Source organism: Acidiphilium rubrum (assembly GCF_900156265.1).
Lineage (GTDB): Bacteria > Pseudomonadota > Alphaproteobacteria > Acetobacterales > Acetobacteraceae > Acidiphilium > Acidiphilium rubrum.
Genome location: NZ_FTNE01000004.1, coordinates 103,601 through 119,114 on the forward strand (window position 1 = coordinate 103,601; position 15,514 = coordinate 119,114).

The 15,514-nt window shown below is 61.9% G+C and carries 10 protein-coding genes; 4 read left to right on the forward strand and 6 right to left on the reverse strand.

What is annotated here, in order from left to right; all coding sequences use genetic code 11:
• Window positions 1–5: 5 nt before the first annotated feature.
• Window positions 6–983, forward strand: coding sequence for a fatty acid desaturase (locus BW994_RS04485; protein WP_029310487.1), 978 nt, complete (start codon window positions 6–8; stop codon window positions 981–983).
• A 26-nt stretch (window positions 984–1,009) separates the two neighbouring features.
• Here the strand turns inward: BW994_RS04485 and BW994_RS04490 are convergent, their stop codons facing one another.
• The 6 genes from BW994_RS04490 to BW994_RS19545 are packed head-to-tail and all read right to left on the reverse strand — an operon-like array spanning window position 1,010 to window position 8,228.
• Window positions 1,010–3,610, reverse strand: a complete 2,601-nt coding sequence (locus BW994_RS04490; RefSeq protein WP_029310488.1) for a DUF4118 domain-containing protein — start codon at window positions 3,608–3,610, stop codon at window positions 1,010–1,012.
• Window positions 3,611–3,619: 9 nt separating this feature from the next.
• Entirely contained in the window at window positions 3,620–4,219 is a 600-nt protein-coding gene (gene kdpC / locus BW994_RS04495; RefSeq protein ID WP_029310489.1) for a potassium-transporting ATPase subunit KdpC, read from the reverse strand.
• Between the two features lie 13 nt (window positions 4,220–4,232).
• A complete protein-coding gene (gene kdpB, locus BW994_RS04500; RefSeq protein ID WP_029310490.1) occupies window positions 4,233–6,269 on the reverse strand; it encodes a potassium-transporting ATPase subunit KdpB in 2,037 nt (678 codons plus the stop codon).
• A gap of 16 nt (window positions 6,270–6,285) precedes the next feature.
• Complete coding sequence (kdpA, locus tag BW994_RS04505) at window positions 6,286–7,983, reverse strand: potassium-transporting ATPase subunit KdpA (RefSeq protein WP_029310491.1); 1,698 nt, start codon at window positions 7,981–7,983, stop codon at window positions 6,286–6,288.
• A 1-nt stretch (window position 7,984) separates the two neighbouring features.
• Window positions 7,985–8,089 carry a K(+)-transporting ATPase subunit F gene (gene kdpF, locus BW994_RS04510; protein ID WP_211252743.1) on the reverse strand — a complete coding sequence of 35 codons (105 nt, stop codon included), beginning with the start codon at window positions 8,087–8,089 and terminating at the stop codon, window positions 7,985–7,987.
• Window positions 8,076–8,228 carry a hypothetical protein gene (locus tag BW994_RS19545; RefSeq protein WP_156038069.1) on the reverse strand — a complete coding sequence of 51 codons (153 nt, stop codon included), beginning with the start codon at window positions 8,226–8,228 and terminating at the stop codon, window positions 8,076–8,078. Before BW994_RS19545 ends, kdpF begins: the two co-directional genes overlap by 14 nt.
• Before the next feature lie 397 nt (window positions 8,229–8,625).
• Between BW994_RS19545 and BW994_RS04515 the strand changes: the two genes are divergently transcribed.
• From BW994_RS04515 to BW994_RS19070, 3 genes are read left to right on the forward strand one after another with little or no spacing between them, the layout of a single operon-like run.
• Entirely contained in the window at window positions 8,626–12,648 is a 4,023-nt protein-coding gene (locus tag BW994_RS04515; RefSeq protein WP_051657113.1) for a glycosyltransferase, read from the forward strand.
• A gap of 5 nt (window positions 12,649–12,653) precedes the next feature.
• Window positions 12,654–14,336, forward strand: a complete 1,683-nt coding sequence (locus BW994_RS04520) for an AMP-binding protein (protein WP_162176767.1) — start codon at window positions 12,654–12,656, stop codon at window positions 14,334–14,336.
• On the forward strand, window positions 14,333–15,514 hold the full coding sequence (locus BW994_RS19070) for a hypothetical protein (protein WP_139333978.1): 1,182 nt from the start codon (window positions 14,333–14,335) through the stop codon (window positions 15,512–15,514). Before BW994_RS04520 ends, BW994_RS19070 begins: the two co-directional genes overlap by 4 nt.

Genomic DNA, 15,514 nt, shown 5'->3' on the forward strand with positions numbered 1-15,514 from the left:
AGCCCATGTCATCAGATGTCTCCTGGCGCGCGATGATCGCGCCATACCTGAAACCGGATACACGTCTCGCGTTGCTTCAACTGGCGACCACCCTGATCCCGTTCATCGCGGTGATGGGGCTGATGCTGGTGGCGCTGGATCATGGGTACTGGGCGGGTATGCTGCTGTTTCCGATCGGCGGCGTCTTGCTGGTGCGTCTGTTCATGTTCCAGCATGACTGCGGCCATGGCTCGTTCTTTTCGCGTCGCTGGGCCAATGATGCGGTCGGCCTGCTGCTCGGGGTGCTGACGCTGACGCCCTATACCGCGTGGCGCGCATCGCACGCAGTTCACCATGCCCATACCGGCAATCTGGACCGTCGCGGCGTTGGTGATGTCACGACCCTGACAATTGCGGAATATCGGGCGCTGCCGCGCTGGCGACGGCTGCAATACCGGCTGTATCGCCATCCGGCCGTGCTGTTCGGCCTTGGGCCGGTGTGGCTGTTTCTGATCAGTAACCGCATCCCCACCGGCAATCCGCGCCGCCGCTGGCGCGACTGGCTGAGCGTCCTTGGTACCAACGCAGCCCTCGCGGCCATGCTGGTCACCCTGATCGTAACATTGGGTCCCATCGCCGTGCTGTGCGGGTGGCTGCCGGTCACGTTGCTGGCCGCGACCATCGGGGTCTGGCTGTTCTATATCCAGCATCAGTTCGAAGACACGTATTGGGAGTCCCGGCCGCAATGGGATTTTCAAACTGCGGCGCTGGCGGGCGCCTCGTTTTACGATCTACCCCGCGTGCTGCACTGGATGACCGGCAATATCGGGTTTCACCACATCCATCATTTGTCGAGCCGCATTCCCAACTACCGGCTGCGCGCCTGTCACGAGGCGAACCCGGCGTTTCAGCAAGCGCCACGGCTGACCTTCTGGGCCAGCCTGAAATGCGCGCGCCTCGCGCTCTGGGATACCGAACGGCGCAAGCTGGTGCCGTTCGGGTAACCAGTTGGTCGCTCCGGGTGCTCGCGCTACAGCGCGGATAGGCGAAGCGTCACCACCGTACCCGGCAGGCCATCGCGCGGCAGGTCGGGACGAGGCGATGTTGCGATGATCGTGCCGCCCATGGCTTCCACGAAGGCGCGCGCGATTGCGAGGCCGAGTCCGGTACCCGGTGCGATGCGGTCGCCGCGAGCGGCGCGGAAAAAACTGTCGAACACGTGTGGCAGGTCGGCGGCATCGATGCCGATCCCTTCATCGGCGACCCATATGGCGATCATGCTGGAGTCGCGCTGGCTGCGGATGGTGATGGCCGAGCCGTCCGGCGCGTATTTGATCGCGTTTTCGAGCAGGTTGACCAACACTTGTTCGAGCAGCGCGGGGTCGGCGAGAACCGATCGCGCATTGCCCGGCAGATTGACCGCGGCGTGGAACGCCTCCGGCACGCGTGACACCGCAGCTTCGATCAACGCCATGAGGTCGATGGTTTCGCGCCGCGCGATGATCTCGCCGGTCTCGATCCGTGCCATGCCGGTGATGTTGGCGAGGAAGCGGGTCATCCGGCCGACGTCCTGCACGATGCTGGCGAGCAGGTCGGCGCGCACCGCCTCGGTCAGGCTGGTGCCCGAAGCCGCAAGCGTTTCCGCGGCCCCCCGGATGCCGGTGAGCGGCGTGCGCAGATCGTGCGACAGCGACGACAGCAGCGCTGTGCGCAGCTTCTGGGTGGATTCCTGAGCGTTGGCTTCGGCGGCGCGGGCGGCGAGGCGCAGCCGTTCGGTCGCCATGGCGGATTGGTCGGCCAAGGCGCCGAGCGCCTGGACCAGTGGTTCGGTGATCGGCGACTTCGGTTGTACGCCGAGCACGCCGATCACGCCCGCTTCGGTCGCAAGCGGCAGAAAGCGCCACGGCACGGAGGGCAGGGTGATGGTGCCGGCACCGGTGGCGACGCGGTTGACATAGGCGAATTCGGCGGCGGCCTGCGCCGGTTCATCGAGTTGCGGTGCCACGGCAAGCGTATTGCGCACGGCCATCAGCACGACGGCGCGGTCGGCCAGGGCGGCAGCTTCGGTTTCGATCGCGGCGCGCAGGCTGGTTTCATCGATTGCCTGGGCCAGGGTGCGGCCGAACAGCGCGACGCGGCGGAGCGCATCGATCCGGCTACGCGCCGCTTCCGCCTCGATCCGCACGCGTCCGGCGAGCGTGCCGGTCAGCAGGCCGACCGCGAGGAACACGACGAGTGCCACCACGTCGCGCGGGTCGCCGACCGACAGGGTAAATACCGGCGGCAGGAAGAAGAAATTCCACAGCAGGAAGCTCGCAACGGCGGCAAACAGGCCGAGGCGCCGGCCATATCGGCTCGCGACGCCGACCACGATGCCGGTGAATACGAAGCCCATTGCGTCATGCGGCACATAGTCGCGCAGCAGAAATCCGAGCAGTGTGGCGAGCCCCATCCCGCCGAGGCTGATCGCGTAGGGTGCCAGACTCTCGCGCGGCCGTTCCAGCTTCGGTGCGGCCGGCCGGGCTGCGGGATCGGGCACGACATAGACGGAATAGGCGCGCGCCCGGCGGCCGAGCCGGGCGGCTAGGGGGCGTGGCCGCCAGAAGCCGACGGGCCCGCGCGCCACCACGATATGCGCGACGTTCTGGCGCGCGGCGACATCCAGCGCGGCGGTTGCTGCGTCGGCGTTGGTGCTGGTTTCAACCGTGCCGCCGAGCTGGATCGTGAGGTCGAGAGCGGATTGGACGCCGCCGCCGGCTTGGGTTTCCGCGTGAAACGCAAGCAGCGGGGCGCGCAGCGCATCGGCCAGGCGGGCGGCGTAGCGCACGACCTGCTCGGCGGCCGGGCCGGTTTCGACCACCGCCATCACGCGCTCGGCGGCAGGCCACGGGCCGGCGATGGCGCGGGAGCGCATGTAGCTGGCGATGTCGCGATCGACGTGCTGGGCCACCCGCCGTAGCGCCATTTCGCGCAGCGACGCAAGGTTGCCCGGGCGGAAGAATCCATCGAGGGCGCGGCGGGCAAGATCCGGCCGGTAGATGCGGCCCTGTTCGAGGCGGACGCGCAACTCCGCCGGCGGCAAATCGATCAGTTCGATTTCGGACGCGAGGCCGAGCACCGTATCCGGCAGCGTTTCTGCCACGCGCACGCCGGTGATGCGGGCGACCTGATCGTTCAGGCTTTCCAGATGCTGGACGTTCAGCGTGGTCCAGACATCGATGCCGGCTTCCAGCACGTCGGCAACATCCTGCCAGCGTTTGGTGTGGCGCAAGCCCGGCGCGTTGGTGTGGGCAAGTTCATCGACCAGCAGCAGACCCGGGCGCCGCGCGATCGCTGCTTCAAGGTCGAATTCCGCGAGCACATGCCCCCGATAGGGCACCTGCCGGCGCGGCAACACCGGCAGATCGCCCAGTTGCGCGGCGGTTTCGGCGCGCCCATGGGTTTCAATCAGCCCGGCCAGCACATCGACGCCTTCATGGCGTTTCTGCCGGGCGGCGGCGAGCATCTCCCACGTCTTGCCGACGCCGGGGGCGGCACCGAGAAAGATTTTCAGCCTGCCGTGATGTTCGCTGGCGGCGGCCGCCAGCAGCGCATCAGGATCGGGCCGGTGCTCGGTATCCGGGGATGCCATGGGACCCGATCATGGCGCGCTCATGCGACTCAAGGCAAGGTTGAGCTTCAGGACGTTGACATGATCGGTGCCGATCACGCCGAGCAGGCGGTGCGCCGCAAGGCGATTGACCAGCGCGGTCACTGTGGCCGGGGGCAGTTTGCGCGCTATGGCGATTGCCGGGGCTTGCCGCAGAGCGTTTTCGAGCGAGATGTCGGGATCGAGGCCGGAACCGCTGGTGGTCACCGCGTCATCGGGCACCGGGCCGGGGCCGTAGGCCTTCAGATAGGCGGCGATGCGGGATTTGACGTTGCCGAACATGCCGGCGTTGGTCGGGCCGGAGGATGAGCCCCCGGATTCCGACGCGTCGTATGGGGTGGCAATGGTTTTGCCCTTGGCATCGGTGCCGCTCAGTGCCGAGGGGCGCGGGGTGAACCAGGTCGGACCGGCAAAATTCTGGCCGATCAGCGCGGAGCCGATGATCTGGCCGTTGCGTTCGAGCAGGCTGCCGTTGGCCTGGAATGGAAACACCGCCTGGGCGAGACCGGTGAAGGCGGCGGGCAGCGCGACGCCGAGGATGAGGGTGAACAACAGGACGAGCGAAAGCGCGGGGCGAATTTCACGTAACATGGCGATGGTCCGATCAGGTAAAGATATGAAATGCAGTGAGGATCATGTCGATCGCCTTGATCCCGACGAAGGGCGCGACGATGCCGCCCAGCCCGTAGACCAGCAGGTTGCGCCGCAGCAGCGCGGCCGCGCCCACCGCGCGGAACTTCACGCCGCGCAACGCGAGCGGTACCAGCACCACGATGATCAGCGCGTTGAAGATCACCGCCGATAAAATGGCGCTCCGCGGCGAGGTCAGGCCCATGACGTTGAGCGCCTGCAGACCCGGATAGGTGGCGACAAAAATTGCCGGCAGGATGGCGAAGTATTTCGAGATGTCGTTCGCGATCGAAAACGTCGTGAGCGCACCGCGGGTGATGAGCAATTGCTTGCCGATTTCGACGATTTCGATCAGCTTGGTCGGATCGCTATCAAGGTCGACCATGTTGCCGGCCTCGCGCGCGGCCTGGGTGCCGGTCTGCATCGCGACGCCGACATCTGCTTGTGCCAGGGCCGGCGCATCGTTGGTGCCGTCGCCGCACATGGCGACCAGGCGGCCTTCCTCCTGCGCCTTGCGGATGTAGCCGAGCTTGTCCTGCGGCGTCGCTTCGGCGATCACGTCGTCCACCCCCGCTTCGGCGGCGATGGCGGCGGCGGTGATGCGGTTGTCGCCGGTGACCATGATGGTGCGAATGCCCATGCGGCGCAGATCGGCGAAGCGCTCCTTGATGCCGGGTTTGACGATGTCCTTCAGTTCAATCGCGCCGAGCAACTGGCCGTCCACCGCCAGGGCCAGCGGGGTCGAACCGGCGCGGGCGATGCGCGAGACCGCTTCGGTGAATGCCGCGGGCGGTATGCCGCCGGCGAGTTTCAGCACTGAGTCGACCGCACCCTTGCGCCAGGATCTGCCGCCGGAATCGATGCCGGAGACCCGCGTGTTGGCACTGAACGGCACCAGTGTTGCATTCGTCGGCAGTTTTGTTTCGATCTGGTAGCGGTCGCGCATCAGTGTCACGATCGAGCGGCCTTCCGGCGTTTCGTCACCCAGCGATGCGAAAGCCGCCGCTTCCGCCAGCAACCGCTCATCGACGCCCGGCACCGGATAGATCGCTGAGGCCATGCGGTTGCCGAAGGTGATCGTGCCGGTCTTGTCGAGCAGCAGAGCATCGACATCGCCGGCAGCTTCGACGGCGCGGCCCGATGTGGCGACCACGTTGAAGCGGATCAGACGATCCATCCCCGCGATGCCGATGGCGGAGAGCAGACCGCCGATCGTGGTCGGGATCAGGCAGACGAACAGCGCGGCGAGCACCGCGATCGACAGATGGGTGTGCGAATAGGCGGCGAACCCCGGCAGCGTCGCCACCGCGATCACGAAAATCAACGTGAGGCCGGCGAGCAGGATATCGAGCGCGATCTCGTTCGGCGTCTTGCGCCGCTCCGCCCCTTCGACCAGGGCGATCATCCGATCGAGGAAGGTCGAACCCGGTTCGGCGGTGATGCGGATGACCAGAAAATCCGACACCACCTGCGTGCCCCCCGTGACGGCCGAGCGATCGCCGCCGGCCTCGCGGATCACCGGGGCGGATTCGCCGGTGATGGCACTTTCGTTCACGCTCGCGATCCCTTCGATGATCTCGCCATCCGAGGGGATGATGTCGCCGGTCTCGACCAGGACGAGATCATCCTTGTGCAGCTCCGGCGCCGGGGTCGGCTTGAACAGGGTGCGGTCGCGCGGATCGAGGATAAGCTTGGCCATGGTGTCGGACCGGGCGCGCCGCAGCGCATCGGCCCGCACCCGCCCGCGGCCTTCGGCCACGGCTTCGGCGAAAGTTGCGAACAGCACGGTGATCCATAGCCAGATCGCGATGACGAGCGAGAAGGCGGCGGCCTGGCCGATGACCACCTCATGCACACCGACCACCGTCACCAGCAGCGCGATGATTTCGGTCGTGAAGATCACCGGATTACGGATCAATTGGCGCGGGTTGAGTTTCAGCACCGCATCGCCGGTGGCGCGGATCAGAATGGCGCGATCGAACAGGCCGATCGTATCGGCTTGATTGGACATGGTTTTGCTCTCTATCTCAGAAGGTCTTGCCGGCGAGCATCAGGTAATGCTCGGCGAGCGGACCCAGCGTGTCGGCCGGCATGAACTGCAAGCCACCCAGAATGATGATCACGCCGATCAGCAGGCCGACGAACAGCGGCCCATCGGTCGGGAAGGTGCCGGTCGATTGCGGCAGTTTCGGCTTCAGCGCGAGCGAACCCGCGATCGCCAGCACCGGGATCAACACCGCGAATCTGCCGAACAGCATGGCCAGACCGAGCCCGTAATCGAGTAGCGGTGTATTGGCCGACAGGCCGGCGAAGGCGGAGCCGTTGTTTTCGGTGGCCGAGGTCCAGCCATAGAGCATCTCGGTCAGGCCATGCGGCCCGGCGTTGTCGAGCGAGCCGAGCCCGGATTTGGTCAACAGCGAAAATCCGGCACCGGCGAGGATGAACATCGTCTGGATCAGGACCGCCAGCATGGCGAGCTTGATCTCCCTGGATTGTACCTTCTTGCCGAGATATTCCGGCGTTCGCCCGACCATCAGCCCGGCGACGAACACCGCGAGCAGCGCGAACAGGACCATACCGTACAGACCCGAGCCGACGCCGCCTGGTGCGACTTCATCGAGTTGCATCAGAAACATCGGGATCAGGCCGCCGAGCGGCGTGTAGCTGTCGGTCACGGAGTTGACCGCGCCGGTCGAGGTGCCGGTGGCGGCGGTGTTGAACGTGGTGGATTGCGCGATGCCGAAGCGCATCTCCTTGCCAACCATGTTACCCGGTTTGGCCATGACGCCGGCGTGGACCAGGATGGGGTTGTTGGCGGCTTCGGCGGCATAATCACCGACCATCGCGAGACCGAGGATAAGCGCCATGGCCGCGAACAGCGCGATGCCCTCGCGTTTGCGGCCAACCATATGGCCGAAGGCGATCGGCAGGGCGAAGCCGATCACCAGCAGCAGCCAGATTTCGAACAGGTTGGTAAGGGCGTTCGGATTTTCGAACGGATGGGACGAGTTGGCGTTAAAGAACCCGCCGCCATTGGTACCCAGTTCCTTGATCGCCTCCTGCAAAGCGAGGGGGCCGCGCCCAATGGTCTGCGTGCCGCCCGCCAAAGTGTGAACCGTGGGGAAGGCATCGAATGTCATCGGGATGCCGGCAATCAGCAGCACGACCGCGGCAACCAGCGCGACGGGTAGCAGAAGATACAGGGTGATCCGCACAATATCGACATAGACGTTGCCGAGTGTCTTGAGGCCGCCGCTGACGAAGGCGCGCATCAGCGCGGCCGCGACCGCAATGCCGGCGGCAGCGCTGATGAACATATGCACAACCAGGCCGAACATCTGCGCCCCGTTCGAGATCATGCTCTCTGGCGCATAGGCCTGCCAGTTGGTGTTCGTCGTGAAGCTGGCAGCCGTATTGAAGGCGAGCATCGGCGCCATGCCGGCGATGTGCTGCGGGTTGAACGGCAAATAATATTGCAGGCGCAGGATCGCATAGAGCAGCCCAAAATGAACAACGCTCAGCATCAGCAGCGCAATGGCATAGCTCGCCCAGCCCATCTGACGCGCAGGATCGATGCCGCAGATCCGATAAATGCCGGTCTCGACCGGCGCGAGCAGCCGGATTTTGCCCTCGAATAGCCGGGCCATGTAGGCGCCCAGCGGAAACGCCGAGCCCAGCACGAGGATCAGCGCGAGGCCGATATAGAGGATACCGTATGTGGTCATGTCAAAAATCCTCCGGCCGGACGAGCGCCCAGACCAGATAGATCAGCAGGCCAATCGCCACGGCGCCGGCCAGCACCAGATCGAACATGCAATCAGACTTTCGCACAGATCGGAACGTAGACGAAGAGCAGCGCAAAGACGGCTGCAGCAATCAACATTGAAAGAATATCGGGCACGCTAGCCTCCGGGTTTTCATGCGATAGCCAGGGCGCGTGCGGCCACGATTTACGGGCGACAACGCTCATGGCCAGAGCATCCGTTATCGGCGGTGGCGCATAAAACCGAGACGGAGATTTTCGGCCCGGCGCATAAAAATCTCATAAAATTTGGGATTATTGCGCTCTGGGACGTGCGCGTGCACCACACAATCGACAGAAATGGACTATTTTTAGGGATTATATTAAAAAGTTGAGGTGATAAAATTTTTGTTGAACAAAATGTTCTTTTTGGTACAACCTAGAGCGGCACATCCTTGAAGTGTGCCTCTGGCGTAGGCTCCCCTGGCATAGAAAGGTTTCCATCCTGATGGCGCTTGCTGATCAAAGATCCGTGCCACCAACCGACCGTAACACTGTCAAAGGAACTTCCACCAAGGCAACGGACAGGCGATCGCTCGCCTTAGCTTGCGAAACGGCGTCGGACTTGAATGTCGCCGAACTGCCGGTTCGTTTCTCACCAGCGGCACCGCATGTGGCGGCGAATAAAATCCCCGAATTCGTGTTTCGTCGTCACTATTACGTCAATAAATACCCTGATATCAAAGACATCGTAAAATCGAATCCGCTGTTCGATGTCGAACGTCATTTCTGGGATTTTGGCGCGGCAGAAGGGCGGCTACCCTCGCTCGACTTCGACCTGCACTACGTGCGGCATCGCCTCGCCCGCTCATTTTCGGTCCAGGTTATCGGCGAAGCAGCGGTGCAAGCCTACTTCGATCTGCCCGACGGCGAACGCTTCGTCCCGAACACATGGTTTAATCAGTGGGCGTTCGTCAAACTCTACAAATCCCGCTTTCCACATATAATCAATCTAAGCGCCTATGATCTGTTCGTCTTCTACCTCGAGATCGTTAATACCGAGCAGGTTTCACCCAATGGCGTGTTCTCCGAAGCGGATTACTGCGCCGCCAACCCCGACGTTGCCTCGGCGGTCGCGGCGGGTCGGATCGCTTCAGGGTTCGCCCACTTCGCCGAGACCGACGAAACCGTACGCCCGGGGACGCTACCTGATTTCGACGTTGCGAATCCGAACCTAGAGGAAGCCTATCGGGCTGAGCGGAGTTTCGTCCTAGCGGGTAATCAGGCGATTGGCGATCGGCTGTGGTGGTTCGACGAACATTTTTATCTGACGGTCTACCCCGATGTTCACGCCTTGAAACGTCATGGGGTCATTAGGTCCGGCCTGGAGCATTTCCTCGTCGTCGGAGATGCGGAAGGTCGCCTGCCTCATCCGTCTCTCGCCGATATGGCAACCCGCCCGCGCGACGTCTCCCTGCGAATCGCTCTGGCGGGCCGGCCACGTGCAGCGCGGCAGGTCAGCTTGGCGATTGCGGCACAGACCGCATCGCTGCTTTATCAGCAGGCGGACGCTGCGGGCCGCCCGATCATCGATGAAGCCCTGTGGCGGGTTACGGCTCAGGCGAAGGTCAATGCGCAGTTCGATGCCGAAGGCTATCGTCGCGCCAATCCTGATCTGCACGGCTATCAAACCGATGCAGCCCTGGAGGGGCATTGGCGCGACCACGGCCTGCGGGAACAACGTTTGGCACCGGGCACCAATTTATTTGCAGCACGGCCGCTGCATCTGGAGGATCTGGGACGGTTTGCGGTCGGTGGGGTCAATTTGTTCGGTGCCCTTTCGGCACCGAGCGGCCTTGGCGCTGCCGCACGCGGTTATCGCGACGCCATGCGCGCTGCGGGCATCACGGTCGATGAATACGATGTCACCGGGGCGACGCGGCCAGGCGGTGCATTCGATCTGTTCGACCCCGAGAAATTGCGATTCGGTCATAATTTCATCTGTCTGAATCCGGATCATATCGCAACGCTGCTCGACAGCTACGGCAGCGCGCTGTTCGATCACAAGGTCAATATTGGCGCTTGGGTGTGGGAAATGCCGGTCGCCCGTCCCGAGTGGAATGCCGTGTTGGGCGCGTTCGACCTGATCGTAACCCCTAGTGCGTTCTGCAAGGACGCCTTCGCGGCTGTCACGGCGCGGAGCATCGAGATCGTTCCCTACGTGGTTGATCGTTCCGCGTTGCTGGCCGAACTCGGTCGAGCTGAACCCTCGCATTGGTTGAAGACAATTGAAAGCGCCAAAAAACCCCGGCGCCAGTCCGACCGCGCACGGACGGTCGTCTTGTTCGTCATGGACGCGTCTTCCTACACCGCGCGCAAGGGCATCGATGTCTTTCGTGAAGTCGTCCAGCGTGTCACGGCCCAGGCGCCTGGCTCATTTCTGTTTGTGTTGAAAACCCATTCACGTGATACCGGCGGCACCGGACTCGATGATATGCCCGCGGATACCATGGTGATCGATGCCGTGCTCGACACACCCAATCTCCTGATGCTTAAATCGGCAGCAGACCTTTATATCTCCCCCCACCGCAGCGAGGGCTTCGGTCTTAATATATTTGAGTCTCTCGTACTTGGGGTGCCAGCATTGGTCTCGGATTATGCCGGCGCCACGGAGTTGCTCGGCACGGACTATCCGCTGCTCATTCCGGGAAGAAAGGCTGAAGTTGGTACCGAACGTGGACCATACCGGTCTCACGCGATTTGGTTCGAGCCGGATGTCGATGCGATTGTCTCGACATTGCTGAAATTTCCGAAACGAGACGCTCAAGCACGCGCTGCCCTCGCTGAAACCTGCCGAAATGTCGCCGAGACATTATCGGCACAGACGGTTGGCAAAGCATTGCGCGATCTGCTGGAACAGCGCTGTGCTTTCGGCCTCGACGTCAGTCGTTTCCTGCCGGTCATTACTTCGCCGCGCGACGAAACCGTTGCATTGCCTCACATCATGCCCGGTCGCACCTCGCCGCGCAACGTTGCCGAAGACCTGGTACGTCCACAATTTTCAGTCATCACGCCCACTTACAACACCAACCCGCTCTGGCTTGAAGACCTTTACGCCGATCTTTGCGCTCAGACGGTCACAAATTGGGAATGGTGCATCACCGACGATAATTCGACCGACCCGAAAACCCTCGCCATCCTGCATGCTCTCCGCCGTCGCGATACGCGCATCAGAGTGCTCTTCGCCGAGCACAACACGGGCATATCGGCGGCGACCAATCAGGCTGTCATGCTATCATCCGCGCCATACATCGTGATGGTCGATCACGACGACCGCATCGCCCCACGTCTGCTGGAGTTTTATGCTGCCCATATCGCGGCACCGACGCCGCCGGACATACTTTATTGCGACGAAGATAAGATTCTGCCGGATGGCCGGTGCGGCGACCATTATTACAAACCCGATTATGCACCCGAGCATCTGATGAGCGTGATGTACGTGCTTCATTGCTTGTGCGTACGCAAATCGCGATTCCTGGAGCTCGGCGGCTACCGCAGCGCCTTCGACGGTGCACAGGACCATGATTTTGCCTTGCGCGCCGCTAGCGCGGGGGCACAATTCGCTCATGTTCCGGCACCATTGTATCACTGGCGTGTAGTGGAGGGTTCCACCTCAGCAACGTCCGCGGCCAAACCGCAGGCTGAATCCGCGGGGCGTCGGGCGGTTGCGGAACATCTTGAACGACTGGGTGTGCGTGGCACCGTCGAGCCGGGTGTCTTTACCGGCAGCTATCGAGTGCGCCCGGCGCTGCCGAGCGAACAAGTCACATTGCTCATACTGACCCGCTTTGTGCAGCAAACAGTCGCGGTCGGATCCAAACGCCGCTGCTACGCCGAACATTTTGTCGATACGATTCTACAACACAAAACGTGTACCGACTTCCGGCTCGTCCTGGTGATTGATGAAGGTGGCGAGGCAATGGCGCAGGTCCTGGCAAAGCGAGACCGCCGGATCGACGTGTTGGTACACCGCCGTGGCAGCGCGCCGTTCAATTTTGCAGCCAAGGCAAATTTTGCGGTGGCATCGGCCGCTACCGAACGGGTGGTATTACTGAACGATGATATGGAGGCGTTGGACGACGGCTGGCTCGACAGTATTCTGGAGCCATTGGAACTTCCAGGCGTCGGCATTGTCGGTGGGCGTCTGCTCTACGCCGATAACACCGTGCAGCATGCCGGCATCGTACTCGGCCTGCACGGCGCAGCGGGCCATGTGTTCTGTGGTACCGACGATGCTTATATCGGCTACAATGGCTTTACCCATGTGATGCGCAACTATGCCGCAGTAACTGGCGCTTTCATGGCCTTCCGGCGCAGGCTGTTCAACCGGATCGGGGGGTTCGACGAGCGCTATCCGATCGATTTCAACGACGTGGATTTCTGTCTGCGCGCGCTCGAAACCGGCCAACGGGTCGTCTACACACCGTTCGCGCGTCTGCGTCATTTTGAATCACGCAGCGCACCCCGCAGCGCGGCCGATTCAGTGGACACGGAACGGTTCTCCCATCGCTGGCAGGCCATTATTGCGCGCGACCCGTATTACAATCCCAATCTTTCACGCCACTCCAATCTCTGCGAACCGGCATGACATCGATGGCCGATATTCTGACCTGCCACAAAACTCTGGTGGAGCGTTTCGGTGCTGTCGCGACCGCCTGCGCCGATGAACCCTTTATTGTGCTCGTCAACGATCCGGCCAACCCTGTCACGTTTGGCGAATCGTATGCGCGCGCACAGCAATTCGCCGCGTTATTCGCCTCACGCGGTGTGCGGTCTCGCGATGTGATTGCCGTGCTGCTACCGACTCATCGTGATGCGGCTGCCGTGTTTTTTGGTGCCATGATAATCGGCGCGATTCCAAGCTTCTTTCCGCCGCTAAGTCCGAAGCAGGACGCCACGATTTTCTGGGCCTCCCACGGCGCGTTGTTCGCCCGGATCGATGTCGCACTGATTGTCACTGATGATTTCAATATCCCGCTGATTATTGAGCATCTTCCTGCCTATGCGCATCGCTGTGTCGACATTGAAGCCGATTTGCCGGGTCCGGACCGCACCCTGCAGATTGCGGCAGATCGCCGCGACATCGCGTTCCTACAGCACAGCTCAGGCACAACAGGCTTGAAAAAAGGTGTTGCACTGACCCACGGCATGGTGCTCGACCACATCGATGCAATGGTCGATTGTCTAGCGATCACCGAGCGCGACGTCATCGCCTCCTGGCTGCCGATCTATCACGACATGGGGTTGATCGCCTGCTTCGTAGCACCCGCTCTGCTCGGCATTCCAGTCGTCACGCTCGACCCGTTCGCGTGGGTGCGCAGGCCGGCGAGCCTGTTGGATGCAATTGCCGATTTCGGCGCGACGCTCTGCTGGCTGCCTAATTTTGCATTCCACCATATCATGCGCATGGCGGATCCCCGTGCCACATACGATCTGTCGTCCCTTCGCGCAATCATCGATTGTTCGGAGCCCTGCAAACCATCGACGCTGGATGCGTTCCGCGTGCATTTCGCAGCGCACGGGCTCAATCCAATCGCACCACAGGTCTCCTACGCGATGGCCGAAGCCGTATTCCTGGTCACCCAGACGCGGCTTGGCGCGATGCCCCGCAGCATGGATGTCGATGCTGAAACCCTTGATCGCGACGGTACTGCCGTGATCGTCAGCGATCCTCAATCGCGTCGCGCCATTTTATCCTGCGGTGTCCCGATGCGGGGTGTGCGTCTTCGCATTCTTGATGCCGATGGCGCACCGTGCCCGGATCGTCAGGTCGGGGCGGTCATGGTCTCGAGCGACTCCCTGTTCGAGGGTTATTTCCGTTTGCCGATGCCGCCCGGCAAACTCGAGGCAGGCTGGTATCATACCGGCGATCGTGGCTTCCTCGATGCGGGTGAATTATTCATCACGGGCCGCTCTGATGATCTGCTGATCGTTCACGGCAAGAATATTTATGCCCATGACGTTGAGTTCTGTATCAATACCCATTGCAACGTGAAGCCAGGCCGCACGGTTGCGATCGCACCGTTCAATGCGGCAACGGGCAGCCAGTCGCTGGTCGTCATCGCCGAGACCGAGGCGAGCGATCCGATCGTTCGACGCGCCCTTGCCCGATCAATCAAATCGGCGGTCCACGCGGAATTTGCCGCGACTTTATATGAGGCCATGATCGTACCGCCTGGATGGCTGGTGAAGACGACCAGCGGAAAATTATCACGTGCAGAGAACCTTGCTCGCTATGTCGCTGCCCGACCTGCTTTCCAGGCGGCGGCATCATGAGCCCGAAGCCGATCCCGCTTCGACCGTCACCTCCGCCGATTGGTTCAGCTTCCAAGATCGACCCGATTTTGCTCCATCGTTTTGAATTCGCAGTTCCGACGTCTGCGCTTCGCCTGGGCGAAGGTTGGGGATTGCCCGAGGTTGTGATGCGCTGGTCGCTCGGAGTCACCAGTGACATGATCGTCATGATTTCCGGTGCTCAGCAAAAGAATATCGACCGCCGAATTATCGGGGTGATCGAGGCGGCTCCGTATCTCGGACAGAATCCGCGTGCGTCGCAACGGATCTCCGTATACGTGAACGGGACCATCCAATGCGAAAGCGCTTTGAGTCGTCCAGGTCTGATTGCGTTTTTCATCCCGGATGAGGCGCTCGGCCAACCAATCAGCATCAGCCTCGACCATCCTGACGCCCTCTCGCCTGCCGCAGCCGGTCAGGTAGAAGATCGGCGAAGACTCGCTTTTGCGTGTCGTCGTCTGCACATCTGGTCAGTGGCCCGTTATCCACAGAGCACGCAGCCGTCCTTGTGCCCGGTACTCGGAACCCCCGCCGAATTGCTCAGTGCTTTCGAGAGCCTCGGTGATAATTGCGAATTCGGCATCGCACAACGCCTGAGCGGTTGCGAACCGTTGGGCCTGCTTCGCTTCACTGCAACACCATTGCCTTCGCTCATCGATCTGCTGCTGCATGAAGGTGGCGGAATCGGTGATCCCACGACGATCGAGCTTGATCTGCGCGGCGAGCCGCAGGAATACATTCTGACAGAAAAACGATACAATCTGACGTATCATACTTTTATCTATGCCGATCAAATGCCCGCGGCCCGGGTACGCCACCGCGAATCGCAGAAATTAACGCTGTTACGTCGGCGGATGCTCGATGATCTAAAGTCGGCGCGCCGCATTTATGTTGTCAAACATAACGTCGCCCTACGCGAGGAGGACGTTATTTCGCTGTTCCTGTTGTTACGCCACTACGGTGCAAACCGACTGCTCTACGTCGCCCCGGCGGAAATCGATAATCCACCTGGGTCGGTTGAACTGCTGATGCCGGGTCTCGCTCGTGGCTATATCGATCGGTTTGCCCCATACGATAACGCTGCCGATGTCTCGCTTGAGTGCTGGCTCGCGATCTGCCGTCAAGCCGAGCGCCTTCTGGCGGGGGACACACCGTGTTGA